The organism is Synechococcus sp. ATX 2A4, assembly GCF_024346375.1.
Lineage (GTDB): Bacteria > Cyanobacteriota > Cyanobacteriia > PCC-6307 > Cyanobiaceae > MW101C3.
Map to the genome: position 1 here is coordinate 120,613 of NZ_JAGQCV010000004.1, position 24,117 is coordinate 144,729.

Annotated in this window: 28 protein-coding genes; 16 read left to right on the forward strand and 12 right to left on the reverse strand. The window is 68.4% G+C overall.

The annotated features are described in order from the left end of the window. The first annotated feature begins 68 nt into the window (after positions 1 to 68). The gene (locus tag KBY97_RS05110; protein ID WP_255145731.1) at positions 69 to 1,700 is read left to right on the forward strand and encodes an NAD(P)H-quinone oxidoreductase subunit N; all 1,632 of its coding nucleotides are present in this window, start codon (positions 69 to 71) and stop codon (positions 1,698 to 1,700) included. Further along, entirely contained in the window at positions 1,697 to 2,419 is a 723-nt protein-coding gene (locus KBY97_RS05115; protein WP_255145598.1) for an ABC transporter ATP-binding protein, read from the forward strand. Before KBY97_RS05110 ends, KBY97_RS05115 begins: the two co-directional genes overlap by 4 nt. On the opposite strand, the gene KBY97_RS05120 is transcribed toward KBY97_RS05115, so the two are convergent. The 5 genes from KBY97_RS05120 to KBY97_RS05140 form a co-directional block, all read right to left on the reverse strand. Further along, positions 2,416 to 3,417: a M23 family metallopeptidase gene (locus KBY97_RS05120; RefSeq protein WP_399217351.1), complete on the reverse strand. Its 1,002-nt coding sequence runs from the start codon at positions 3,415 to 3,417 to the stop codon at positions 2,416 to 2,418. The two genes, KBY97_RS05115 and KBY97_RS05120, sit on opposite strands and share 4 nt — an antisense overlap. Positions 3,418 to 3,612: 195 nt before the next feature. After that, positions 3,613 to 4,392 (reverse strand): biotin--[acetyl-CoA-carboxylase] ligase, encoded by a 780-nt coding sequence (locus KBY97_RS05125; RefSeq protein ID WP_255145600.1) that lies wholly within the window; start codon positions 4,390 to 4,392, stop codon positions 3,613 to 3,615. Between the two features lie 28 nt (positions 4,393 to 4,420). Continuing rightward, positions 4,421 to 5,635, reverse strand: coding sequence for an aminotransferase class I/II-fold pyridoxal phosphate-dependent enzyme (locus tag KBY97_RS05130; protein ID WP_255145601.1), 1,215 nt, complete (start codon positions 5,633 to 5,635; stop codon positions 4,421 to 4,423). Then, the gene (gene trxA / locus KBY97_RS05135) at positions 5,622 to 5,942 is read right to left on the reverse strand and encodes a thioredoxin (protein WP_255145602.1); all 321 of its coding nucleotides are present in this window, start codon (positions 5,940 to 5,942) and stop codon (positions 5,622 to 5,624) included. Before trxA ends, KBY97_RS05130 begins: the two co-directional genes overlap by 14 nt. 76 nt (positions 5,943 to 6,018) lie before the next feature. Continuing rightward, the gene (locus tag KBY97_RS05140) at positions 6,019 to 6,792 is read right to left on the reverse strand and encodes a PspA/IM30 family protein (RefSeq protein WP_255145603.1); all 774 of its coding nucleotides are present in this window, start codon (positions 6,790 to 6,792) and stop codon (positions 6,019 to 6,021) included. An 81-nt stretch (positions 6,793 to 6,873) separates the two neighbouring features. Between KBY97_RS05140 and KBY97_RS05145 the strand changes: the two genes are divergently transcribed. Continuing rightward, positions 6,874 to 7,398, forward strand: coding sequence for a DUF721 domain-containing protein (locus tag KBY97_RS05145; RefSeq protein WP_255145604.1), 525 nt, complete (start codon positions 6,874 to 6,876; stop codon positions 7,396 to 7,398). Here KBY97_RS05145 and KBY97_RS05150 read toward each other — a convergent pair. Genes KBY97_RS05150 through KBY97_RS05160 form a run of 3 tightly spaced genes read right to left on the reverse strand, consistent with a single transcriptional unit; the run spans position 7,392 to position 11,396 of the window. Then, positions 7,392 to 9,260 (reverse strand): glycosyltransferase family 39 protein, encoded by a 1,869-nt coding sequence (locus KBY97_RS05150; protein WP_255145605.1) that lies wholly within the window; start codon positions 9,258 to 9,260, stop codon positions 7,392 to 7,394. The two genes, KBY97_RS05145 and KBY97_RS05150, sit on opposite strands and share 7 nt — an antisense overlap. Positions 9,261 to 9,285: 25 nt before the next feature. After that, positions 9,286 to 10,437: a glycosyltransferase family 4 protein gene (locus KBY97_RS05155; protein WP_255145606.1), complete on the reverse strand. Its 1,152-nt coding sequence runs from the start codon at positions 10,435 to 10,437 to the stop codon at positions 9,286 to 9,288. Continuing rightward, positions 10,434 to 11,396 (reverse strand): DMT family transporter, encoded by a 963-nt coding sequence (locus KBY97_RS05160; protein ID WP_255145607.1) that lies wholly within the window; start codon positions 11,394 to 11,396, stop codon positions 10,434 to 10,436. Before KBY97_RS05160 ends, KBY97_RS05155 begins: the two co-directional genes overlap by 4 nt. A 53-nt stretch (positions 11,397 to 11,449) precedes the next feature. Between KBY97_RS05160 and sppA the strand changes: the two genes are divergently transcribed. The 12 genes from sppA (at position 11,450) to KBY97_RS05220 (ending at position 20,367) form a co-directional block, all read left to right on the forward strand. Further along, positions 11,450 to 12,262, forward strand: coding sequence for a signal peptide peptidase SppA (gene sppA / locus KBY97_RS05165; RefSeq protein WP_255145608.1), 813 nt, complete (start codon positions 11,450 to 11,452; stop codon positions 12,260 to 12,262). Next, positions 12,259 to 12,639: a chorismate mutase gene (aroH, locus tag KBY97_RS05170; RefSeq protein WP_255145609.1), complete on the forward strand. Its 381-nt coding sequence runs from the start codon at positions 12,259 to 12,261 to the stop codon at positions 12,637 to 12,639. Before sppA ends, aroH begins: the two co-directional genes overlap by 4 nt. 89 nt (positions 12,640 to 12,728) lie before the next feature. Next, positions 12,729 to 13,364, forward strand: a complete 636-nt coding sequence (locus tag KBY97_RS05175) for a DUF2808 domain-containing protein (protein ID WP_255145610.1) — start codon at positions 12,729 to 12,731, stop codon at positions 13,362 to 13,364. Between the two features lie 68 nt (positions 13,365 to 13,432). Next, the gene (rpmH, locus tag KBY97_RS05180) at positions 13,433 to 13,570 is read left to right on the forward strand and encodes a 50S ribosomal protein L34 (protein ID WP_006170261.1); all 138 of its coding nucleotides are present in this window, start codon (positions 13,433 to 13,435) and stop codon (positions 13,568 to 13,570) included. Positions 13,571 to 13,607: 37 nt separating this feature from the next. Next, positions 13,608 to 13,994 (forward strand): ribonuclease P protein component, encoded by a 387-nt coding sequence (gene rnpA, locus KBY97_RS05185; protein WP_255145611.1) that lies wholly within the window; start codon positions 13,608 to 13,610, stop codon positions 13,992 to 13,994. Then, a complete protein-coding gene (locus KBY97_RS05190) occupies positions 13,991 to 14,443 on the forward strand; it encodes a PH domain-containing protein (protein ID WP_255145612.1) in 453 nt (150 codons plus the stop codon). Before rnpA ends, KBY97_RS05190 begins: the two co-directional genes overlap by 4 nt. An 89-nt stretch (positions 14,444 to 14,532) precedes the next feature. Continuing rightward, complete coding sequence (gene yidC, locus KBY97_RS05195; RefSeq protein WP_255145613.1) at positions 14,533 to 15,675, forward strand: membrane protein insertase YidC; 1,143 nt, start codon at positions 14,533 to 14,535, stop codon at positions 15,673 to 15,675. Continuing rightward, positions 15,672 to 16,217 carry a DUF177 domain-containing protein gene (locus KBY97_RS05200; RefSeq protein ID WP_255145614.1) on the forward strand — a complete coding sequence of 182 codons (546 nt, stop codon included), beginning with the start codon at positions 15,672 to 15,674 and terminating at the stop codon, positions 16,215 to 16,217. The genes yidC and KBY97_RS05200 overlap by 4 nt, the downstream gene beginning before the upstream one ends. A gap of 53 nt (positions 16,218 to 16,270) precedes the next feature. Continuing rightward, the gene (locus KBY97_RS05205) at positions 16,271 to 17,773 is read left to right on the forward strand and encodes an AAA family ATPase (protein ID WP_255145615.1); all 1,503 of its coding nucleotides are present in this window, start codon (positions 16,271 to 16,273) and stop codon (positions 17,771 to 17,773) included. A 90-nt stretch (positions 17,774 to 17,863) separates the two neighbouring features. Continuing rightward, on the forward strand, positions 17,864 to 18,022 hold the full coding sequence (locus KBY97_RS05210; RefSeq protein ID WP_198948196.1) for a hypothetical protein: 159 nt from the start codon (positions 17,864 to 17,866) through the stop codon (positions 18,020 to 18,022). A gap of 125 nt (positions 18,023 to 18,147) precedes the next feature. Continuing rightward, positions 18,148 to 19,167 carry a 2-hydroxyacid dehydrogenase gene (locus KBY97_RS05215; RefSeq protein ID WP_255145616.1) on the forward strand — a complete coding sequence of 340 codons (1,020 nt, stop codon included), beginning with the start codon at positions 18,148 to 18,150 and terminating at the stop codon, positions 19,165 to 19,167. An 18-nt stretch (positions 19,168 to 19,185) separates the two neighbouring features. After that, the gene (locus KBY97_RS05220; RefSeq protein WP_255145617.1) at positions 19,186 to 20,367 is read left to right on the forward strand and encodes an aminotransferase class V-fold PLP-dependent enzyme; all 1,182 of its coding nucleotides are present in this window, start codon (positions 19,186 to 19,188) and stop codon (positions 20,365 to 20,367) included. Between the two features lie 4 nt (positions 20,368 to 20,371). On the opposite strand, the gene aqpZ is transcribed toward KBY97_RS05220, so the two are convergent. The 4 genes from aqpZ to yidD form a co-directional block, all read right to left on the reverse strand. Further along, on the reverse strand, positions 20,372 to 21,115 hold the full coding sequence (gene aqpZ, locus KBY97_RS05225; protein ID WP_255145618.1) for an aquaporin Z: 744 nt from the start codon (positions 21,113 to 21,115) through the stop codon (positions 20,372 to 20,374). A gap of 133 nt (positions 21,116 to 21,248) precedes the next feature. Continuing rightward, positions 21,249 to 22,781: a UDP-N-acetylmuramoyl-L-alanyl-D-glutamate--2,6-diaminopimelate ligase gene (locus tag KBY97_RS05230; protein WP_255145619.1), complete on the reverse strand. Its 1,533-nt coding sequence runs from the start codon at positions 22,779 to 22,781 to the stop codon at positions 21,249 to 21,251. 44 nt (positions 22,782 to 22,825) lie between these two features. Further along, positions 22,826 to 23,128, reverse strand: coding sequence for a glutaredoxin family protein (locus KBY97_RS05235; RefSeq protein ID WP_255145620.1), 303 nt, complete (start codon positions 23,126 to 23,128; stop codon positions 22,826 to 22,828). A gap of 29 nt (positions 23,129 to 23,157) precedes the next feature. Continuing rightward, positions 23,158 to 23,409, reverse strand: coding sequence for a membrane protein insertion efficiency factor YidD (gene yidD, locus KBY97_RS05240; RefSeq protein ID WP_399217353.1), 252 nt, complete (start codon positions 23,407 to 23,409; stop codon positions 23,158 to 23,160). Between the two features lie 98 nt (positions 23,410 to 23,507). Here yidD and rpsD point away from each other — a divergent pair, with 98 nt between their 5' ends. Then, positions 23,508 to 24,116, forward strand: a complete 609-nt coding sequence (gene rpsD, locus KBY97_RS05245; protein WP_255145622.1) for a 30S ribosomal protein S4 — start codon at positions 23,508 to 23,510, stop codon at positions 24,114 to 24,116. Position 24,117 lies beyond the last annotated feature (1 nt).

Consider the following 24,117-nt stretch of genomic DNA (forward strand, 5'->3'; position numbering starts at 1 on the left):
TCCGCTCGACCAGGCGATCGTTTGAAGCCGACATGGATCTGTTTGGCGTCCTTCCCGCCCTGACGGAACTGCCCCACCTGGCTGCCGCTTCTCTGGCCTCCGTTCCCCTGGCCACGGCCCCCGCGATCGGCCTGGGCATCACGGCCGCCCAGCTCAATTCCGGCGCGATCGCGCCCGAGGCCGCCATCCTGATCGCCCTGCTGGTCTGCCTGCTGGTGGATCTGGCCGGGGAGGAAGCGGCTGTGCGTTGGGTGCCGCCGATCTGCTACGCCGGCCTGGGCACTGCTCTGGTGCTGCTGGCGCGTCAATGGAATGCGCCGCTTGAGCCTTCGTTCCTTGGCTCCTTCCTGGCCGACGATCTGGCAGTGGCCTTCCGCGCCGTGGTGGCGGCCTCCACCTTGCTGTCGCTGATGATCAGCTGGCGCTACGTGGAGCGCAGCGGCAGCCCGGTGGGTGAATACGCAGCGATCCTGCTGGCGGCCACGCTTGGTGCCATGTTCCTGTGCGGCTCCACCGACCTGGTCAGCATCTTCGTGTCGCTGGAAACCCTTTCGGTGTCCAGCTACCTGCTCTCGGGCTACATGAAGCGGGATGCCCGCTCGGGTGAGGCGGCCCTCAAATATCTTCTGGTGGGTTCCGCCGCTGCTGCGGTGTTCCTCTACGGCGCTTCCCTCCTCTACGGTCTCACAGGCGGTTCCACCGGCCTTGATGCGGTCGGTGTGGCTCTGCAGACCAGCGCCACGCCGGTCACGGCCCTGGCCCTGGTGTTCGTGCTCGCCACCGTGGCCTTCAAGATCGCTGCGGTGCCCTTCCACCAGTGGACCCCTGACGTCTACGAGGGTTCACCCACCCCGGTCGTGGCCTTCCTGTCGGTGGGTTCGAAGGCCGCCGGATTCGCCCTGGCCCTGCGCCTGCTTGTCGGCTGCTTCGACAGCTTCGACACCCAGTGGAAACTGCTGTTCACCGTGTTGGCGGTGCTGAGCATGACCCTCGGCAACGTGGTGGCCCTGGCCCAGACAACAATGAAGCGGATGCTGGCCTACAGCTCGATCGGCCAGGCCGGCTTTGTGATGATCGGCCTGGTGTGCGGCACCGAGGACGGCTACGCGGCCATGGTGCTTTACATGGCGGCTTACCTGTTCATGAACCTGGGCGCGTTCGCCTGCATCATTCTGTTCTCGCTGCGCACCGGCAGCGACCGCATCTCTGATTACGCCGGGCTTTATCAGAAAGATCCACTGATCACACTCGGCCTCAGCCTCTGCCTGCTGTCGTTGGGTGGGATCCCGCCCATGCTTGGTTTCTTCGGCAAGATCTACCTCTTCTTCGCTGGCTGGGCCGACCACCAGTACCTCCTCGTGGTGGTGGGTCTGATCACTTCGGTGGTGTCGATCTACTACTACATCTCGGTGATCAAGATGATGGTGGTGAAGGAACCGCAAGAGGCCTCCGATGTGGTGAAGGCCTATCCGCCAATCACCTGGAACCTGGCCGGCATGGGCACGCTGCGCACTGCCCTGGTGGCCTGTGTGCTGGTCACGGCCGTGGGTGGGGTGCTCTCCAATCCGCTGTTCACCTGGGCCAACGGCGCCGTCACCGGCACGCCGATGCTTCAGCAGTCGATCGCCTCTTCCGCCGCCCGTGAAGCCACCGCCATCGCCGCGGCGCCCGTTCCCCCCACTCCCGCCATCCTGGGATGACGATGTCTGTCCAGGCGGAGATCTCAACTCCCCGGATCCATGAGCCGGTGGCGATGCTCGATCGGGTCAGCAAGATCTACGGCTCCGGTGACACCGAAGTACGCGCCCTCGATGAGCTCAGCCTCACCGTGATCGAAGGAGATTATCTGGCCGTGATGGGGGCTTCCGGTTCGGGCAAGAGCACGGCGATGAACATCATCGGCTGCCTTGATCGCCCCACTTCCGGCCACTACCGCCTCGGTGGATCGGCGGTTGAAGATCTCGACGATGACGAGCTGGCCGATCTACGCAACCGCAAGCTGGGCTTTGTGTTTCAGCAGTTTCATCTGCTGGCGCACATGAGTGCGATCGACAACGTGATGTTGCCGATGATCTATGCCGGCATCTCTGCAGAGCGGCGCCGGCAGCTCGGCATCGAGGCCCTCGAACGCGTCGGTCTCGGCCATCGCCTGCAGAACAAGCCGAACCAGCTCTCCGGCGGCCAGCAGCAGCGCGTGGCGATCGCGCGGGCGATCATCAACCGGCCGGCCCTGCTGCTGGCCGACGAACCCACCGGCGCACTGGATTCCCAGACCACCCAGGAGGTACTGGAGATCTTCGATCAGCTCCACCAGGAGGGCATGACCGTGGTCATGGTCACCCATGAAGATGAGGTGGCCGCGCGCGCCGATCGCATCGTGCACTTCCGCGACGGCCGCCTCGACGCCGCCTTCGCTTAGCCGGGCCCTGTTCTGCCGCCGGCCGTCGCTGCGCTCGGCCGCTCGAGGGTGTCCAGCAACTGGCCCATCAACAGGGCGATCGCATCGCTGCCGCCCAGGAGCTGACGACCGGGGTCAAACTCGCCCGGCTCCACCGCCACCCAGCCGCCGTTGGCCGGCTGGCGCAGCTCGAAGTGAAGGTGAGGGCCTGTGCTCAGCCCCGTGCTGCCCACCCGGCCGATCACTTCGCCCTGGGCCACCCACTCCCCTTCCTTGACGAAGAGCTCGGAGAGGTGGCCGTAGAGGGTGCGTCGCAGGGGACGCTCATGCTCCACCTCCACCGCCAGGCCGTAGCCGCCGGCGAGGCCACTGCTCACCACCCGTCCGGCCAGGGCCGCCACCACCGGGGTGCCCTCCGGCGCCGCCAGATCCCGGCCCGCATGCATCAGCCAGCTGCCGATCACCGGGTGCAGCCGCCAGCCAAATTCGCTGGTGGTGATGGCCGAACCGATCAGCGGAAACAGCAGGCTGCGGTTGCCGTTGCCCAGCAGCGGCGCGGGCCTGGGGGTGATGCGAAACACGCTGGCGAGGCTGAAGTTGCCCCCCTGGCCGGCCAGCAGTGCCGACACGGGCACGGTGATCGGTGCCAGCGGCATCCCTCCGGGCCCAACAGTGGTGCCCATGCCATTGGAAAAAAGCCCGCCGGCGCCGGTGAGCGCGTCATTGCCGGGCCAGCGCACCACTACGCCGCGGCATTCGCTGGGGGATAGGGCGCCCTCGCGGCAGGCCTGGCGATGGGCGGGCAGGTTTTCAGGCCGCACCACGGCGCCGAGGCGTGCCCGTTGCCGTTCCGCCGGTGTCACCACTCCCTCACGTTCGAAGCGATCCAGCACCTGATCGAACGACAGCGCCGGGGTCTGGGAGCGTTGCAGGTTGGGGCGCAGCGGCGGGGTGGCCGGCTCGCTGGTGCCTGCCGGGGGAACCAGAGGGGGCACTGGTGGGCTGAGCGCCTGGGGCATCGCCGCCGGGGCGGTTGCGGGCAGGGGCGCTACTGGCGATGAGGGCGCTGGCATCGCCGCGGGTGCGTTCTCGGCTGCGGCATCGCGCAGCTCAGCGAGGGCGAGCGGCGCTCCGATCACAGAGGCCAGTCCGATCGCGAGCACCGGCAGATGACGAACGCTCTTCACACCAGGCGGCAAAAATGCGTGATCAGCTTAGGCATCCTGGGACGTCAGGTCTTCGAAACGGCGCCGCACCACAGTGTGCTTGGCGCCGCGCCTCAGCTCCAGCCCCCCGTCACGGGCCAGCCCGGCCACCATCCAGGTTTCTCCTTGCCACAGCAAGGCTCGGCCACGGCCGTGCAGACGCGCGTTGGCTTCCTGCCACACCCGCTCCGGCTCATCGGCTGCCGCCGCGGCCCAATCGAGCGCCAGCAGCACGCGGGCTGCCAGGTGGATGGTGTCAGCGCCTTGCCGGCGGCGATGGCCGCTGAGCGCCAGCGCCTGGCGGACATTGATTGCCCCGGCTGGTGCCGGGTTCTCCCCGTTGAGCCCGATCCCCAGCCTGGCAGCCTGAATGGCGCCGCCCCGCAGGCGCAGCCGCGGCAGCACCCCCGCCACCTTGCGGTCGTGGAGGAGCAGATCGTTGGGCCATTTGAGCGTGGGCGCCAGGCCGAGCGCCTCCAGCTGGAGCGCCAGCCCCACGGCCGCCGCCAGGGTGAGGGAAGCCCCCTGCGGCGGCCACGGCAGTGCCGCACTCATCCACACTCCGCCGCGGGGCGAGGTCCACGGCCGGCCTTGCTGGCCATGGCCGAAGCGCTGCCGCTCCGCCAGCAGCGCCACCGGCCCGATGGGCGCCCCTGTCTGCCGCTGATCGAGCAACCGTTCGGTGCTTCCGCACACCGGCACCACGGCCAGCCTCCAGGGCAGGGGCGGAGCCAGGGGCCCCTCCCGCAGCAGCAGCTCGCGTCGGGCGGCGGCGATGCGGCCGTTCATCGGCCGGGGCAGCCGGGCAGGGGCCGCGTCACCCGGAGAGGGAACGCAGCCAGTTCCCGATCCGCACCGCACCGGCGTCCAGCTCCGCCGCCGGATGGACCAGCGCCAGCCGCACCCACCCCTCGCCGCCGTCGCCGAAGCCGTTGCCCGGGGTGAGCGCCACACCGCTGCCCTTCAGCAGAGCCGCGCAGAACGCTTCCGAGCCCATGGCGCGGGCCACGGGCGGCAGCTCCAGCCAGAGGTAGAGGGCCATCGACGGCCGCCGCACCCGCCAGCCCTGCGCCTCGAGCGCCGCCGTCATGCGGTCGCGGCGCTCCCGGTAGGTGGCCCGCAGCTGCTGCGGCCAGTGCGGGGCCAACTCCAGGGCGGCGATGGCCCCGGCCTGCAGCGCCAGCGACTGGTTGAAATCGACCACCCCCTTGACCTGGCGCAGGGCGGCGATCAGGGGGGCGGCCCCGATGGCGAAGGCCAGCCGGAAGCCGCCCAGGCACCAGCTCTTGGAGAGCGAGAAGAATTCGATCCCGCACTGGCGCCACTGCGGACTGCGCAACAAGGCAGGTGCTTCACCCTCCAGGGCCAGGTCCACGTAGGGGTTGTCGTGGGCGAACACGATGCCGTGCTGCACCGCCCGAGCGGCGGCTTCCTCCAGCCAGCCCTGCTCGCCGGTGGTGGCGGTGGGGTTGTGCGGGTAGCCGAGCACCATCAGCTTGAGCTGCTCCCATTGCGAGGACGGCACCTGCTCAAACGGTGGCCGCCAGCCCTGATCGGCCTCCAAAGGCAGCAGCAGGGGGCGCGCACCTGCCAGCTCCAGCCCGCCGCGATGGGAGGGGTAGTAGGGATCCAGCAGCAGGGCGCGGTCGCCCGGGTCGAGCACGGCGAGGGGCAGGTGGGCGGTGCCCTCCTGGGACCCCACCAGCAGCAGCACCTCGGTGTCGGGATCGACGGCCACATCAAAGCGGCGCCGGGCCCAGGCGGCGGCCGCTTCCCGGAACGGACGCGTGGAGGCGTGCAGGCAATAGGAGGCGCTGTCGGGGCGCGTGAGCGCCGCCGCCATGGCCGCCAGCGCTTGCGGCGGCGGCGGCAGATCGGTGGAGCCGAGCGAGAGGTCCAGCAGGGGCGCCGGGCTGTTGCCGTGGCCGGCAGCGCTCAGGCCGATGCACTGCAGCCGGTAATCGGATTTGCGCTGATCGTTGCGGGCGAAGACCCCACTGCCCAGGCGGGCGACCCGCTCAGAGATGGGCATCAAGAAAGGCTTTGAGCTGCGGACGGGCCATCGCCCCTTCATGGCGAGCCACCTCTTCGCCGCCCTTGAACAGAATCAAGGTGGGCAGCCCCTGGATTTTGAGGGCATCGCGCATGCTGGGATTGCCATCGGCCTCCAGCTTGCCCACCTCCAGGCGCCCGGCGTAATCGCTGGCGGCTGTCTCCATCAATGGCGCCATCAGTCGGCAGGGGCCGCACCAGCTGGCCCAGACGTCCACCAGGACGGCACCGGGCTGCTGGAGCACGTCGGAGGCGAAGTTCGCGTCGGTGAACTGGGCAACGGCCACGGCGGGGAAAGAGCAGGGATCGGGAGAGTCCGAGTCTAGGAATCCCCTGGCGGGGATCCTGCCGCACCGGCGGAGCTCAGAGCTTATCGATCGAGCGCTTGAGCTCCTCGAGCTCGGCATCCACTTCCGCGGCCTTCACGGGTTCCAGTTGGGGGGTGGGGCTCTCGGCCGTCAGCAGCGGGGTGGCGGCAGGGCCACCCTCCAGCCGGTTCTTGAGGGCCGCCAGTTCGTCGTCCACCTCACTGCCCTCCAGGGAAGCGAACTGGCTTTCCAGGTCGGCGCCGGCCAGTTCGGCTGCGGCCTGGCTGCGGGCTTCCTGCTGCAGCACCTTCTCCTCCATCTGCTCGAAGGCGGCCATGGCGGAGTTGGTGCCCAACCCGCTCACGGCGCTTTGCAACTGCTCCTGGGCCTGGGCCGCCTGGGAGCGGGCCTTGAGCATGTCCTTCTTGGTTTTGGCCTGGGCGATCTTGCCTTCCAGGGCCAGCAGGCTTTTCTTGAGCGCGTCGACCTGGCCCGCCTGGCTGGAGAGCTGGTTGTTGAGGGCGGTGGCGGTGTCCTGGTAGGTCTTGCGGCGACTGAGCGCTTCGCGCGCCAGATCCTCCTCGCCTTTCTTGAGGGCCAGCTCGGCCCGCTCGTACCAGGTTTTGCTCTGAGCTTCCGCCTGTTGGGCCTGGTTCTCGATGCGCTTCTGGCTGGCGATCGCGGTGGCCACGGCCGTGCGCAGCTTCACCAGGTCGGACTGCATGTCTGCGACCGACTGATCCAGGATCTTGCCCGGATCCTCCGCCTTGCTGACCAGATCGTTGAGGTTGGCCCGCAGCAGGCGGCTGAGCCGATCGAAGAAGCCCATGGATCATGGAGGGGGCGCCTCCGAGGGTAGCGGTGGTGGGCGGCCATGGCCCCGCCGGTTGCCCGCCCCTAACCTGGCTCCATGGCCATCGCCCCCCGCGACCAGACCCGTCGCATCGGCTCCCTGCAGGTGCTGGTGGCGCCGCCGCGGCTGCCGGCCACCGCCGTGGGCACCTGTCTCACGGCCCTCGCTGCCCAGTGGCGCCGCGGCGGCAGCCTGGCGGCGCTGTGGCAGGCCTGGCCCAAGGTGGCGGGCGCCCAGCTGGCCCCCCACTGCCGCCCGCTTTCCCTGCAGGCCGGGGTGTTGTGGGTGGGTGCAAACCATCCCCAGTGGCTTCAGGCCCTGCGCTTCAACCGTCATCAGCTGCTCGGCGCGCTGCGGGGGGCGGGGTTCCAGATCCGCGATCTGCGCTTTCAGCATCACCACCCGGCTGCGGCCGTCAGCACCGGCAGCGAGAGCGAGGCGGAGGTGTGGGCGGCCCATCCCAGCCGCATCGATGTGCACGGCCTTGCCGATTGCCCGCGCTGCGGCGCTCCAGCTCCGGCCGGTGAGCTGCAGCGCTGGGGGCACTGCAGCTTCTGCGTGCGCCAGGGCGTCAGTCAGTAGCGCTCCGGCCTTGGATCTCGCCAGTTCAGCCGGCCCTTACGTGCTTCCAGGAGTGCGGCTGCGGTGCTCTCCAGCCGCGCACGGTCGACGCGCCAGAGCCGGTAGATGCCGGAGCGATCCAGTTCTTCCGCCTGAACGGCCTGCCAGTAGGGCAATTGGCCGGTGCTCTGATCGATCACCACCAGCGTGGTGGGGGCCTCCTTGCTGGTGCTGGGTTGCTGCCCACGGCGCCGCTCATGGCGGAGGCGATCACTGAGATTCACCATGCCGGTGGCGGACACCCCCTCGTAGATCACCACCCGACCGGTGTAGTAGTGCAGCGACGGTTTGAGCACGCCCACCATCGCCAGCCCTTCATTGGGTCGGATCTCACGCTGCACGCCGGCAGCCATCTCGCGCACCGGACGCTGGCGCACGCCGTCGCCCAGCTGCCACATGGGCAGCAGCGCGAAGAGATGGAAGGCCACCAGAGGAAGCTGGAGCCCCAGGAGCCAGCCGGGCGTCACCCGCCGCAGGCAGAGCAGGCCCACCAGGGTCGCCAGTGTCCAGAACAGGGCCGCGCGGCCGACAAACCCACTGGCGGTGAGATCCGCCGGCAGGGTGGGCATTTCCGGATCCTGGATCAAAGGAATCCAGTGGCTGGATCCCCAGAGCGCCAGGGATACCGCGGCCGTCAGTAGCACGGTGGCGCCCTGAGCGAGCACGAACCACCGGCCCACCCCCCCGCCGCGCCGCTCGCCGTTCTCCCTGCCCCCCTCGCCGTCCTGGGCCGCCAGAGCGATCAACAGGCCCGCTGCCGGGGTGGCCGGCAGCCAGTAGCTCGGCAGCTTTGTGGCGGCCATGGTGAAGAACACCAGCACCGCCAGCAACCACCAGGCGGCAAAGCTGCGCAGGGAGTGCTGTGGCGGTTGGGGGGGGCGGGCCAGGCCGCGCTTCAGGCCGAGCAGCAGCAGCGGCGTGAACGGGAGGCTGGCGATGATCAGCACCGGGATGAAGTACCACCAGGGCTGGAGGTGATCGTTCACCACCGAGCTGAAGCGCTGCAGGTTGTGATAGCCGAAGAAGCTGTCCCAGAAGGGCTGCCCCTCCACCGCCAGCATCGCGGCATACCAGGGCAAGGCCACCAGGGCGGTGACCACCAGTCCGCGCCCGGCCTTCAGCCGCGCCCAGAGGGGCAGCAGGATGCCCTGATGCCAGCCGAACCCGGCGAGCGTCAGGCCGGACAGCACCACGGCCACCGGCCCTTTTGCCAGCACCGCCAGGCCCAGCACCAGCCAGCCCAGCCACCAGGGGCGGCGAGGATCGGCCCAGGCCTGCCAGAACAGCAGCAGGCTCACAGCAAGGCAGGCGCTGAACAGGGCATCGCTGACACCGATGCGGCCCCAGAGCAGCATCAGGGGGGAGAGCGCAAAGGCCAGGGCCGCCACCACAGCGCTGCGCGCAGGTCGCTGGGGCAGCAAGACCCCACCGGGGCCCGCGCTGGGCTGCGGCCAGCGCAGCAAGGTGGCGCAGAGGGCCAGCATCACGCCGATGCTGGAAAGGGCAGAGGGCAGACCGGCGGCCCAGCTGCCCAGAGGGTCGAAGCGGGCGTGGTTCGGCAGGGCATACACCAGCCCCATCAGCCAGTAGACAAGTGGCGGCTTGTCGTAGCGGGGCAGCCCGTTCACCCGCGGGGTCAGCCAGTCGCCGGTGTCCGCCATCGCCCGGGCGGCGCCGGCGAACAGGGGTGGCGTCTCGTCCACCAGCCCCGCCTGGCCGAGGTGCAGCACGAAGATCGCCACCCCGAGGGCCGCCGTGACAAGAAGCGCCAGCCACGGGCCCCACCCTCGACGTGCCGCTGCAGGCGGGTTGGCAGGGGGCACGAGCAGTGGAACGATCGTGGAAAACCTACGCCCCGGCGTCCAGCGACAGGCCGGCGGTTTGACCCTGTAGTGAATTGGTGGCGGGTGAGGCTGATGCCAGACCGGCCAGCAGCCAGGCCTCCACGCGCCCGGCGAACGCCTCCCGCGACGCGTGGCGCTCCACCCAGCGCCGGCAGGCCTGCCGGTCAAGGCGTTCGGCGGCAAGCACGGCCGCCTGCAGGGCATCCAGATCGTCGGGGGGAACGAGCAGGCCGTTAAGGCCGCTTTGCACCAGTTCGCCTGGGCCGCCGCGGCGGTAGGCCACCACAGGCACGCCGCAGGCCATCGCCTCCACCACCACGTTGCCGAAGGCTTCGTTCCACTTCGGCGTGTTCAGGAACACGCGGCAGCCGCCGAGTTCCGCCTGCAGCTCCCGGGTGGGCAGAAAGCCGCGCCAGTTCACCGTGCCGGCCGGCACCGCCGCCGCCACCGCGTCCCGGTAAGCCCCGTCTTCGACCACGCCCCACACCAGCAAGCGCCGGCCCAGGGCGGCGGCCACCCGTGCTGCGTCGATCAGCCCCTTCTCCGGAGCGATGCGTCCGGCCCAGCCCAGGGGGGCTTCCGGATCGGGCTGGGCGCGGAAGTGGTAATTGGCCAGATCGAAGCCGTTGCCCAACACCAGCGGCGGGCCGGGCAGGTCGAAATCAGCTGCCTGGGTGCGGGTATGGAAGGCCAGCCGCCCGGGGCAGCGACGCGCCACATCGGCGATCACCGCATCCATCACCCGCGCCACCGAGCCCATGCTCACCAGGTGGAACAGCGGTGTGGCGCAGTGGGGCGTGAGCCAGAGGGGCAGCCAGTCGTAGGCGAGGTTGAGCACCGCATCGAAGCCGCTCTGCTCCTGCAGCACCCGGTCCCATAGGGCAGGCAGCAGGCCGCCGGCGGGGATCTGCACGGCGCTGTCATGGCTCTGGTGCTGCCAGCTGGGCTGGTCGTGGCCGGGGCAGGTCCACAGCTGCGCCGCCTCGCAGCCTGGGGGCAGCCTGGACCCCGCTCCGGCCAGCACCGTGAGCTGGTGGCCGCGGCCACCGAGCCCTGCCACCAAGGCCGCCAGGGTGAGCTCCACGCCCCCTCCCCTGCCACTGCCCAGCGTGCCCACCGGCGTGCTCACCAGCAGCAGCCGCAACGCAGGGCTCATGGCGCTGGCTCCGGCGCGGCGGTGCTGGGCACCCACAGCTGGCGGCGCCGGTTGATCAGCAAGACCGACACCAGTGCCAGGGCAGCCCCCAGCCATTGCAGCGGGCGCAGGCGTTCATCGAGCAGCAGCAGACCGCAGAGCAGGGCGAACACCGGGGTGAGGAACGTCAGGGCCGAAAAGCCGGTGAGATCGCCGCTGCTGGCAAACCAGAAGAACAAGCCGTAGGCCAGGGCGCTGCCCAGCAGGCTGGCGTAGGCCATCCAGCCCCATTGCTGCAGGGTCCAGGCCGGCCAGAAGGGCGGCAGCGCCGGATCGAGCGCGGGCCCCAGCGCCGCCCCGATCAGCAGCGGGAGCCCGCCGATCAGCATGTGCCAGCCGGTGACCGCCACCGGATCGCTGCGCCGCATCGCATAGCGGCAGAGCACCGTGCCCACCGCCATCGCCGCGGCGGCGCCCAGCATCCAGAGCTCGCCGTGGCTCCAGGCCCGCACCCCAAAGCTGGCCGGACCCTCCAGCCACCAGTGCCGCAGCACCGGCGCCGGCAGGCCCAGGCAGAGGATGCCGGCCAGCCCCAGCAACAGGCCGAGCCAGCCCACCGGATTGATCGCCTCACCGAAGAGGGTGCGGGCCAGCAGAGCCACCAGCAGCGGCTGGGAATCGATCAGCACCGAGCCCAGCCCGGCGCCGGTTCCCTCCAGCCCGCGGGCCAGCAGCCCCTGAAACACGGTGCCGTCCACCAGCGCGAAGGCCAGCAGCCAGAGCCGGTCGGCGGGATCCACCCCGAGCGGCCGCCGCAGCACCCCGGCCGCCAGCAGCACGGCAAGACCGGCAGGCACCAGGCGCATCCAGGCCAGTGTGAGCGGCCCGCTTTGGGCCAGCAGCGGCTTCATTGCCGCCATCGCCGTTCCCCACAACGCGAAGGGAAGCAGCATCGGCAGCCAACGGAAAACGGGGTTCATCAGAGCGGCCGCCAACAACCTTTTTAAGATCCAGCCACTACGTGCCGCAGCGCATGCCCTGGCCCTGGCGCCGAAAGTCCCGCAAAACGCTGGCCCGTGTCGTGATTGAAGGACCGATCGCCGGGGGCACGCGCGAGCGGGTGCTCAAGGCGCTGCGTCAGGTGGAGGAACGGGAATGCCCGGCCCTGCTGCTGCGCATCGACACCCCCGGCGGCACCGTCGGCGACAGCCAGGAGATCCATGCCGCCTTGCTCCGGCTGCGGGACAAGGGTTGCCGTGTGGTGGCCAGCTTCGGCAATATTTCCGCGTCCGGCGGGGTTTACGTGGGGGTGGCGGCGGAACGCATCGTCTCCAATCCGGGCACGATCACCGGCTCCATCGGCGTGATCCTGCGTGGCAACAATCTTTCCCGCCTGCTGGAGCGGGTGGGGATCAGCTTCGAAACGGTCAAAAGCGGCCTCTACAAAGACATCCTGTCCCCCGACCGTGCCCTCACCGCCGATGAGCGCACCCTGCTGCAGGGGCTGATCGATTCCAGCTACGACCAGTTCGTGGCGGCCGTTGCCAACGGCCGTGGCCTCAGCGAGGACGTGGTGCGTGGGTTCGCCGATGGGCGGGTGTTCACGGGCGCTCAGGCCCTTGCGCTGGGGATGGTGGATGAACTGGGCGACGAGGACACTGCTCGTCGGCTCGCGGCACGGCTGGCGGGGCTCGATGAACACGAGCTGCGCCCCACCACCTTCGGCAAGCCCGCCAAGCGGTTGCTGTCGTTCCTGCCGGGCCGCAACCTTTTCGCCAGCCTGCAGGAGGCCCTCAGCCTGGAACTGGCCTGGAGCGGCCAGCCGCTCTGGCTCTGGCGGCCATGACCGAGGGACTTGCGCTGCGGGCGCTGCGGGCCGCGATCACCGCCGAGGCCAACACCAGCGCCGCCATCGCCGAGGCGGTGGCGGAACTGCTGGATGCCCTGATCGCCCGCAATGGCCTGGAGGGGCCGCAGGTGCTCTCGGTCACCTTCTCGGCCACCCCCGACCTGAACGCCTGTTTCCCCGCCGCGATCGCCCGCCGCTATCCAGGCTGGGACGGGGTGGCGTTGCTGGATTGCCAGCAGATGGCCGTCTCCGGAGACCTTCCCCGCTGCATCCGGCTGCTGGCCCATGCCTGGATGGATGCCACCCGCGCTCCTGTGCATCCCTACCTCCGCGAGGCCGCCCGGCTGCGCCCGGACAGATCCGGTCATAACTGACAGATCGGCCGCTGCACCCGCTCGGGCTGAACCATTGGAACGGGAGAGGGAGAATGGGGCCACAGCCTTTCGGCCCGCCCCCCCGTCCCATGACCCTTCCGTTTCTCGGCTCGCTCCGCTCCCGCCTGGTGCGTCCGGCGTGTTCGTTGCGGCGGCGTTTGCCTCGGGCCGGCGCAGCGGTGGCTCTGGCCTTGGCCGGTACGGCGCTTGTGGCAGCCATCGGTGATGTGCCGGCAGCCCGCTCACAGGGCACACCGGGCCTGCTGGAGTTCCGCTGGGACAACAACCGGGATTACCGCAGGCTCTACTTCTTCATGACCGAAACGGCACGCCTGAGGCGGTCGGAGTATTACCTGATCTTGAGGCCCAAAGACCGCAACACGGCCATCCTCAAGCTCACGGTGGCAGTGCCCGCCTCCTTTGAGACCAGGATCGAGCCCAAGGACATCAAGCTCTGCGTCATGCAGGAAGGCGGCATGATGTCGCGCACCCGTTGCAAGGAACAGATTCCTGCCACCATTGAGGTAAACGCCGACGGCAGGGCGATCGAGATCTTCCCTGATCGCCCCATTCCCGACGACATCACCATCGGGGTGTACATGAATCTGTTCAACCCCTTCAACCCCGGCATGTACCAGTTCAACGCCCTGGCGCAGGCTCCAGGTGATGTGCCCTTTGCCGGCTATCTGGGCAGTTGGCTGATCCAGATCGACCCCACCAACTGAGCCAAGGCCAACGGGCGCCTGCCTGATAAGTTGGCCAATCGACCACGAGCAAGACCCCGAGCGGCAGCATGACGAAGCGCACTCTTGAAGGAACCAGCCGCAAACGCAAACGCGTCTCCGGATTCCGGGTGCGCATGCGCTCCCACACCGGCCGCCGTGTGATCCGCACCCGTCGCCGCCGCGGCCGCGCCCGCCTGGCCGTCTGACCCGATCCCCCTTGCTGGGCCCCGTGCGCCCCATTCAATGGCGTTGCCCGCCGGGCTGAGGCTCCGGAGCCGTCGAGCTTTCGACCGGCTCTACCGCAGCGGCCGCAGGCTGCATGGGTCGCACATGGTGCTGCGGGTGCTTGAGGCTGACCCCTCCCTGCTGAGCGCCAGCAGTCATCACCCTGCCAGCGCCTGCCGTTGCGCTGTGGTGGTGAGCAGCAAGGTCAGCAAGCTGGCGGTGCGGCGCAACCAGTTGCGGCGACGGCTGCACACCTGGTTGCACCAGCGTTGCGCGGGCCCTATGCCTTCCGGCCGTGCGCTCTGGCTGCTGCTCAGCCTTAAACCAGGCAGTGCGGACGCAGACCCCGAGGTCTTGCTGGGAGAATGTGAGGAGCTGTTTCGCAAGGCAGGTCTGAACCCATGAGCGGTAGCTCGGCCGATGGTCTTCCCGTGATCCCCACCATTCCCGAACCCGTCTTCTATGAGGGCGGCCCGGCGAAGGGCGATCTGATCTTCAACCTGCTTTTCGGTCTCACCTTGATCGGCATTCCCTTCGCCGTCGGCGCCATCGTGCGGGCGCTGTGGCTGCGCTTCCGCATCACCAGCCGTCGGATTTCCGTGAGCGGCGGCTGGCTGGGCCGCGACCGCACCCAGGTGGTGTACAGCCAGATCCGCGAGCTGCGCTCGGTGCCCCGCGGCTTCGGCGCCTGGGGCGACATGGTGCTGGTGCTCAACGATGGCGCCAAGCTCGAGATGCGCTCGGTGCCCCGCTTCCGCGAAACAGAGTCCTACATCCTTGAGCGCATGGCCGCCAAGAGCAGCGCCGCCCCAGGCACGAAGGGATTCGGCGATGCCCAGCTGGCCACGGCCTGACGCCCTCCACCTCCCCCGGTGCGCTCGCTCTGCCCCATTGGTCGGGCACACTGGGCCGATCAGATCCTTCCCCCCGTCGCCACCCCGCTGTGATCGGCTACATCTCCGACAACCTGCTGCTCCCCATCCTCGATTTTTTCTACGGATTGGTGCCGAGCTACGGGCTGGCCATCATCGCGCTCACCGTGGTGATCCGGCTGGCGCTCTTCCCACTGAGCGCCGGCTCCATCCGCAGCGCCCGCCGCATGCGCATCGCCCAGCCGGTGATGCAGAAGCGGCAGGCGGAAATCAAGTCGCGCTACGCCAGCAACCCCCAGAAGCAGCAGGAGGAGCTGGGCAAGCTGATGAAGGAGTTCGGCAGCCCCCTGGCCGGCTGCCTGCCGCTGGTGGTGCAGATGCCGATCCTGTTCGCCCTGTTCGCCACCCTCAGGGGATCCCCCTTCGCTGATGTGCCCTACACGCTGAACCTGAAGGTGCTTCCCGCCGACCAGATCGCTGCAGTGGAATCGAAGCCGTTCAACAGCGCCAGCCATTCGATCTTCATCACCGAAACCAGCCACGTGCCGGTGGTGGCCAGCCTTGAACAGGGCACCAAACTCGGTGTCGGCGACACCGCGCAGATTGAGCTGCACACCCGTGAGGGCAAGCCGTTCAGCGCCGTGCTCGCCGATGTGGAGAACGGCTCGGCCTTCCTGCCCACCTGGTCGGTGACCAAAGGCGAAGACGTGGTGGCGGTGAGCGACGACGGCAAGATCATGGCCATCGGCACCGGTGACGCCACGGTGGAGGCCAAGGTGCCCGGCCTGGCGGCCCGCAGCGGCTTCCTGTTTATCAAGGCCCTTGGTCAGGTGGGCTTCTACACCGATGGGGCGATCAACTGGGACATCGCCATCCTGGTGGGAGCCTTTGGTGCCAGCCTGTTCGCGTCCCAGATTCTCTCGGGCATGGGGATGCCTCCGAATCCGCAGCAGTCCACCGCCAACAAGATCACGCCCGTGATGATCACCGGCATGTTCCTGTTCTTCCCGTTGCCCGCCGGCGTATTGCTTTACATGGTGGTGGCGAACATTTTCCAGGGCTTGCAGACCTTCCTGCTCACCCGTGAAGCCCTTCCTGACAATCTCCAGGAGATTCTTGACCAGCAGCTGGCCCAGCAGACCGTGGCTGTGGCGGCCAGCGGCGGTGCCGGCACCCTCGATCGTCTGCCATTTGAGCCTAAGAGCAAGAAGTGACCGCGCGCGGCTCTTCCCACCCTCCGCAGCCGTCGCCGCTTCAGCCGATCAGCCTTCAGCAGCTGCGGCTGATGCCCCTGGGCTGCCACTGGCAGGTTGACCAGCATCTGCCTTCCCTCACCAGCCTCACCCCGGTGCGGGGCGCGATCACTGCCCTGCATGGCGGCAGCGTGCTTGAGGTGAGCGGTGAGGCGCACACGATCATCACCCTCTGCTGTGACCGCTGCCTGCGCCACTACAACCAGCCGATTCGGTTTACAGCGCGCGAACCCCTCTGGATCGGCGTGGACGAGCCGAGCGAAGCAGCCGACGATCCGCTCCATGGCCCCTGCGAGCGCCTCGATCCCCAGGGCAGTTTTGATCCCGCCCATTGGCTGTTCGAGCAGCTCAGCCTGCAATGGCCCGTGCGCAACCATTGCGGTCCTGAGTGCCCCGGTCCCGCCACCTGGAGCACCGACGACACGCCCGCGGTCCCGGACGCCTCTGCCCAGGATGGTGCCGTGACCGACCCGCGCTGGGCGCGGTTGCGCGAGCTCCGCTGATCCGTTCCCATGCCCTCCGCCGCCCTCCCGTTCAGCAGCTCTGAAGCAGGCCGATGACGGAGCCCTGGATCGACCAGCTGGATCTGCTGATCCGTTCGCGCACGCCGATCCTCTGGATCCGCAGCTCTGAGGAGGAGCGCATCCAGGCACTGCTCACCACGGCGGCGGAGCGGCTGGGTCAGCGGTTGCTGCTGCGCTGGGACTTCGTTCAAGGACTGCAGGGCCTGCCCAACCGCCAGGGAGAAGCGGCCCGCAATCCGATGGCGGCGCTCGACAGCATCGAATCCCTGCCGGCAGATCAGCCGGCGATTCTGCTGCTGCTGGATTTCAACCGCTACTGCGACGACCCGGGCATATCCCGCCGCCTGCGCAACCTGGCCACCAGCCTGCGCCGCCAGCCCCGCACATTGGTGATCACCGCCCCCGACTGGCAGCTGCCGCGCGAATTGGAGGAGTGCGTCACCGTGCTGGAGCTGCCCCTGCCCAGCCCCGTGGAGATCAGTCAGCTGCTCACCAACATCGGCCGGGCCAGCGGCCGGCCGCCGGAGCCGGCCCTGTTGGAGCAGCTGGCGCACTGCTGCAGTGGCCTCACCGAGCAGCGCATCCGCCAGGTGGCCGCCCGGGCACTGGCCCGCCGGGGGCAGCTCGGTGAAGCCGACCTCACCGAGGTGCTGGAGGAGAAGCGGCAGGCGATCGCCCGCAGCGAACTGCTGGAGTACTGCCCCACCGAAGCCAGCCCCTCCGACATCGGCGGCCTCGAGGCCCTCAAGCACTGGTTGAAGCAGCGCAAGCTGGCCTTCAGTGACGAGGCCGAGCGCTACGGCCTGCCGCTCCCCCGCGGCGTGCTGCTGGTCGGTCCGCAGGGCACGGGCAAATCGCTCACCGCCAAGGCGATCGCCCATAGCTGGGCGATGCCGCTGCTGCGCCTCGATGTGGGGCGCCTGTTCGCCGGATTGGTGGGGGCCAGCGAGGCCCGTACCCGCGACATGATCCGCCGCGCCGAGGCGATGGCCCCCTGCGTGCTCTGGATCGACGAGATCGACAAGGGCTTCGGTGGCGACAGCCGCAGCGATGGTGGCACCAGCCAGCGGGTGCTGGCCAGCCTGCTCACCTGGATGTCAGAGAAAACCTCTGCCGTGTTCGTGGTGGCCACCGCCAACGGGGTGGACAGCCTGCCCCCCGAGCTGATGCGCAAGGGGCGCTTCGACGAGATCTTCCTGCTCGATCTGCCGGATGCGGCCGAGCGGCTGGCGATTCTCGATCTGCAGCTGCGCCGGCGGCGCCCCCAGCACCACATTCCCCTTGAGGTGCTGGTGGACCGCACCGATGGTTTCTCCGGAGCGGAACTGGAGCAGGTGGTGGTGGAGGCCATGCACCTGGCTTTCGGCGACCACCGGGAGTTCGGCGAACCCGATCTGATCGCCGCCGCCAGTGATCTGGTGCCGCTGTCGCGCACGGCGCGGGAACAACTGGAAGCGCTCAAGCACTGGGCCGAGAGTGGCCGTGCCCGCCCAGCCTCCAGATTGCGCGGCGTAACGAAAACAGACGCCGGGTAACGAACCCCGACGCCGGGTAACGAAACCCGGGGAATGCCTAATTCCCAGCAATTTCCATCCCTACGGTGCCGTGCAGTTGTACAGAACACCGTGGATCGTCCTGCCGTTGCTACCCAGATCGCCGTGGCTTGTCTAGGTGCCGGTGTGGTGACCACCTTCGCCGTGGCCCAGGGTCAGAACCCCCTCACCGCGCTCGGCATCACCCTGTTTTCTGCACTTGCCGCTGTGATGGTGGGTCAGGTTCTCTGACCGGCCTCGGCGCGAGGATGGGGACATTGCCGCCTGGTTAGGGTCGGCTTGAAGATCCATCCTTTTCGCCTGCTTTGGTCATGGATCCTGCGAAGCCTTCGCTGAGCGGCCCGGCCCCTGCCCCAGTGCTTGAGCCCCCTGCCACAGATTTCACGGTGGCGGTGTTTGATGCCAAGCCTTATGACCGCCTGCATCTGCCGGCCTGCACTGGGGCCGATGTGCAGCTGCGCTTTCTAGGGTTTCGCCTCACGGCTGACACCGCTGCTGCTGCTGAGGGCGCTCGGGCGGTCTGTGTGTTCGTGAACGATGTAGTGGATCGGGCCTGCATTCAGCAATTGGTGGCCAGGGGAATCACACTCGTGGCATTGCGCTGCACCGGCTTCAACAACATTGATCTGGATTCGGCCCGGGAATTGGGGCTCACGGTGACCCATGTTCCCGCCTATTCCCCATATGCGGTGGCTGAACATGCCGTGGCATTGTTGTTGAGCTTGAACCGCAAGATTCATCGCGCCTATAACCGGGTGCGGGAAATGAATTTCTCACTTCAGGGTCTGGTGGGCAGCGATCTGCATCGCAAGACGGTGGGAATCGTGGGCACGGGCAAGATCGGCAAGATCGTGGCGCACATCCTTCACGGCTTCGGCATGGTGGTGGTGGCCTACGACCCCTATCCGGATGCCGCCTGGGCGGCGCGCGAAGGCATCACCTATCTCGACCCGATCACATTGGCCTCAATGAGCGATGTGATCTCCCTGCACGTTCCGCTCACCCCAGAAACCCATCACATCATCCGGCGCGAAACCATCGAGCGCATGAAGCCCGGTGTGATTCTCGTCAATGTCAGCCGCGGTGGCCTGATCGACACTTCAGCGTTGATCGAGGCACTCAAATCGGGCCGCCTTGGTGGTGTGGCGCTTGATGTCTACGAAGAGGAGGAGGGGGTGTTCTTTGAGGATCTCTCCAGCCATGTGCTCCAGGACGACCTGCTGGCCAGGTTGCTCACCTTCCCGAACGTGCTGATCACCGCCCATCAGGCCTTCCTCACCCATGAGGCCCTCGGTGACATCGCCCACGTCACCGGCGCCAATCTCCGCGCCCTTGCCGCGGGCCAGCCGTTCGTGAAGGGTTCCGTGCTCAGCTGAAGGCGTCACAGCCCTCCCATGCACCCACACACCCCTGCCCAGCTGCGGCAGCTCATGCCCGCGCTGGCCAACAAGAGCTATTTCAACTACGGCGGCCAGGGCCCCCTGCCAACGCCCTCACTGGCGGCGATCACCGCCAGCTGGCAACGGTTGCAGGAGCTGGGTCCGTTCACCGCTGAGGTCTGGCCCTGGCTGTCGGCCCAGGTGAGCGGCCTGCGCGGAGTTCTGGCGGAAGGCTGCGGTGTTCCTCCCGCGCGGTTGGCGCTCACCGAAAACGTGTCCAGCGGCTGCGTGCTGCCGCTCTGGGGGCTTCCCTGGCAGCCCGGCGACGCGCTGCTGATCGGTGATTGCGAGCACCCCGGCATCGTGGCGGCCTGCCGCGAGCTGGCGCGCCGCGAAGGCCTCAGCCTCGATACCCTGGCGGTGAAGGACATTCGCGGTGATTCCGCAGCGGCGGTGGACGGCGCCGTGCTGACGGCCCTTGAGGCTGCGCTGACCCCACGCACCCGCTTGGTGGTGCTCTCCCACCTGCTCTGGAATACCGGCCTGGTGATGCCGATCGCGGCAGTGGCGGCGCGGCTGCAGGAGCACGTCCGCCACCCGTGGTTGCTGGTGGATGCGGCCCAGTCGGTGGGGAGCCTGCCGGTGGCCGAAGCCGCCAGCCTGGCCGACATCTACGCCTTCACAGGCCACAAGTGGTGCTGTGGCCCTGAAGGACTCGGTGGGGTGGCGCTGTCGGCGCGCCTGCTGGTGGAGTCGCAGCCCACGCTGGGCGGCTGGCGCAGCCTGGCGAACGAATCACGCCAAGGCAGTGCCTGGCACGCCGACAGCCGCCGGTTTGAGGTGGCCACCTCCTGCACGCCGCTGCTGGCCGGCCTGCACACCTCGCTGGAATTGCTGGAGTCGCTGGGATCGTGTGAGCAGCGGCTCGCGCTGATCCAGGAGCGCAGTGGCCAGCTCTGGCGGGGTTTGCAGGAGGTGAATGGAATCACGCCGTTGCTCAGCGCTGCGCCGCCCGCTGGTCTGGTGAGCTTCACCGTGGAAGGTCAGGCTCCAGAAGCGGTGGTGCAGGCCCTCGGTCAGCAGGGCCTCTGGCTTCGCAGCCTGGACGATCCTGCCTGTGTGCGTGCCTGCACCCATGTGACCACCAGCGCAGCAGAAGTGGAACGGCTGCTGGACGCCTTGCGTCAGCTGGTGTGATCGCTCAGCTGACCGTGTCGGAGGCCATCAGGGTGCGGTGCACCCAGCCCGCCAACAGGGCGCCGGCGATCGGCGCCACCCAGAACAGCCACAGTTGTGCCATCGCATCGCCGCCGACCCAGACCGCCACAGCGGTGCTGCGCGCAGGGTTCACGGAGGTGTTGGTGACGGGGATGCTGATCAGGTGGATCAGGGTGAGGCTGAGGCCGATCGGCACCCCGGCAAAGCCACCGGGAGCCAGACGATCGGTGGCGCCCATGATCACCAGCAGGAACACGAAGGTGAGAATCACTTCGATCACCAGTGCCGCCAGGAAGCCATAGCCGCCGGGGGAGTGAGCCCCCCAGCCGTTGGTGGCCAGTGGATTGCCGCCGGTGAGCGCGAAGCCCTCGCGGCCACTGGCCACGAGCAGGATCACGCCGCCGGCGATCACCCCGCCGAGCACCTGGGCGATCACGTAGGGGAGCAGCTGGGAGCCGGGAAACTTGCCGCCGGCCCACAGCCCGAAGCTGACGGCCGGGTTGATGTGGCAGCCGGAGATATGGCCAAAGGTGTAGACCATGGTCAGCAGGGTCAGACCGAAGGCGAGCGAGACGCCGAGGAAGCCCAGGCCGAGGGGGTTGGCGGCGGGGTTGTCGTACGGGAAGACAGCTGCCAGCACGGCGCTGCCGCAGCCTCCGAGCACCAACCAGAAGGTGCCGATCAGTTCAGCGAAGAACTTCTTCGCCAGTGGAACACTGGAGGCCATGGGGGGAAAGCAGCGTTGTCGCGGTTTATCTTCTCACCGCCCGGGGCTCGCTTTCGCTCCTTTTGTGATCAATCGCACTATTTTGCAGCGCGGCCCACCTGAGGAGCTTGGTCCCCGCACGGGCGGATGCCCGTCAGGCGGCCCTGAGCCGCAGCGCCTTCACCGCCTCTTCCCGGTCGTCGAAGTGGATTTTGTTGGTGCCGAGGATTTGATAATCCTCATGGCCCTTGCCGGCGATCAGCACCAGATCATCGGTTGCCGCCGCAGCGATGCCGGCGGCGATGGCAGCGGCTCGATCCCCTTCCACCACCAAGTCGGTGCCGGTGGGAATGCCGGCCACCACGTCGTCAAGGATGCGCTGGGGATCTTCCGTGCGCGGATTGTCGGAGGTGACCACCACCCGATCCGCCAGCCGGGCGGCGATGGCCGCCATCTGGGGCCGTTTGCCGCGGTCGCGGTCGCCGCCGCAGCCGAACACGCAGATCAGCCGGCCTGCGCAGAAGGGGCGGCAGGCGGCCAGGGCGTTCTCCAGCCCATCGGGGGTGTGGGCGTAGTCCACCAGCACTGCCGGCAGGCCAGTGCCGTCACCACCGGCGAGCACCACCCGCTCCATGCGGCCGGGCACCCCCCGGAAGCTGCCGATCGCCGCCAGCAGCGGGGCCAACTCCAGCCCCTGCTGCAGCAGGGCACCTACCGCCTGCAACAGATTCATCAGATTGAAGCGCCCCACCAGCGGGGAGCGGAACGGCCCGGATCCCAGCGGGCTCACCAAGGTGCCGCTGACGCCATCGGCGCCGAACAGCAGATCGCGCACGCCCAACTCCGCCACCTCTGGCTCTGCAGATGCTTCGGCCGGCGCCGCCAGGGAGCAGCGCCAGAGGCGCGCACCAAGGATGCCCGCCAGGCGCTCCGCCAGCTGCGCGCCCCACGGGTCGTCGATGTTCACCACCGCGCCACCAGCCAGACGCTCGGAGGCGAACAGCAGGGCCTTGGCCTCGAAGTAGGCCTGCATCGACGGGTGGTAGTCGAGGTGGTCCTGGGTGAGGTTGGTGAACACGGCGCCGGCGAAGTGGCAGCCCGCTACTCGCGCTTGATCAAGGGCATGGGAGCTCACCTCCATCGCCCCGACCCGGGCGCCGGCTGCCACCGCCTCGGCCAGTTGCCGTTGCAGCTCATCGGCGAAGGCGGTGGTGTGGGAGGCGATGGCGCTGTGGCCGGGCCAGCGGTTGCTGAGCGTGCCGAACAGGGCGACGGGCTGGCCGCAGGCAGCCGCCAAATGCTCGATCAGATGGGTGGTGGTGGTCTTGCCATTGGTGCCGGTGACACCGATCAGGGCCAACTGCTGGCTGGGCTCCCCCCAGAAGGCAGCGGCCAGCCGCCCTGCAACCTCCGCCAGCGGCTCCTGCACCACCAGCACCGCGTCGGTGGCGGAGGGCGGGCATTGGGCGGCCGCCGCCGCGCCGATCACTGCGGCCACGGCGCCGCTGCTCAGTGCCTTGGGCCAGAACAGGCCGCCATCCACCTGCCCGCCGGGTACCCCCACAAACAGAGTGCCGGGGCCCACGCGGCGGGAATCGCAGCTCACGCCGGTCACGGCGTTGTCGCCCAGGGTGGGGGGCACCTCCAGACCGCTCTTGAGCAGGAGGGAATGGAGCGGCTGGGACATGGGGGTGAAGGCAGCAGCGGCCGTGGAGGCGGGTTAGCAGGGTTTTAGGCGGATTCGGGGGCGCCTGAAAGCGCTGCCAGACACTTCCTCAGCCAGCGGTCGAGGGCTGCGCCGCTGAGCCGTGGCGAGACCCGCGGCAATTCCTGCAACTGATGGGCCAGTACCACGGCCAGCACCGGGATCTCCAGCCCGTAGCGGGCCTCCAGCGCGGGGTCGCTCGCCACATCCACCAGCACCAGCTCCGGGCGGGGCTCAAGCTCGCGCAGCCGTTGCTCAAGCCCGTCGCAGAGGCAGCAGCCGTCGCGCCGGTAGAGCGTGAGTGGGGGCAGGCCGGCCGTGACGGTCATGGAGGAGCGAGGGTGGGGATGACACGGCTTCAATCGGGAACCGGATCGCAGCCGCAGGGGGTGAAGGGGTGGCAGCGCAGCAGGCGGCGGGCCGTGAGCCAGCTGCCCCGCCAGGGGCCATGCCGCTGGATCGCCTCCAGGCCGTAGGCGCTGCAGCTGGGGATGAAGCGGCAGCGGGGCCCGAGCAGGGGAGATAGCCACTGCCGGTAGGCCTGGATCAGGCCCACCAGCAGCCGGGCCACCAGGGAGGAAAGGGCGTTGGCTCCGGAAGATAGAGTGATGGGCTGGCGTTCCACTGCCGGGAGCTGCCGAGGGACACCTCCAGCATGCTCCCAGGTCAGCGGCGGCGCCGACCCATCCCTTTGAACGTCTTTCCCCGATGTCCCGATACCGCGGCCCTCGCCTGAGGATCACGCGGCGCTTGGGAGACCTTCCCGGTCTCACCCGTAAGTCCGCCAAGCGGGCTTATCCCCCCGGTCAGCACGGCCAAGCCCGTCGCAAGCGCTCCGAATACGCCATCCGCCTGGAAGAAAAGCAGAAGCTTCGCTTCAACTACGGCATCTCCGAGCGTCAGCTCGTGCGCTACGTGAAGAAAGCGCGCGCCCAGGAGGGTTCCACCGGAACCAACCTGCTGAAGCTGCTCGAGAACCGTCTCGACAACGTCTGTTTTCGTCTCGGTTTCGGCCCCACCGTGCCCGGCGCCCGCCAGCTGGTGAACCACGGCCACATCACAGTGAACGGCCGTGTCGTTGACATCCCCAGCTATCAGTGCCGTGCCGGTGATGTGATTATCGTGCGCCAACGCAAGGCCAGCAAGCAACTGGCTGAAGGCAATCTGGAATTCCCAGGCCTCTCCAACATCCCCCCTAACCTCGAGCTCGACAAATCCAAGCTCTCGGCCAAGGTCAACGGCCGCATTGAGCGTGAATGGGTGGCGCTGGAGATCAACGAACTGCTGGTGGTGGAGTTCTACTCCCGCAAGGTGTGAT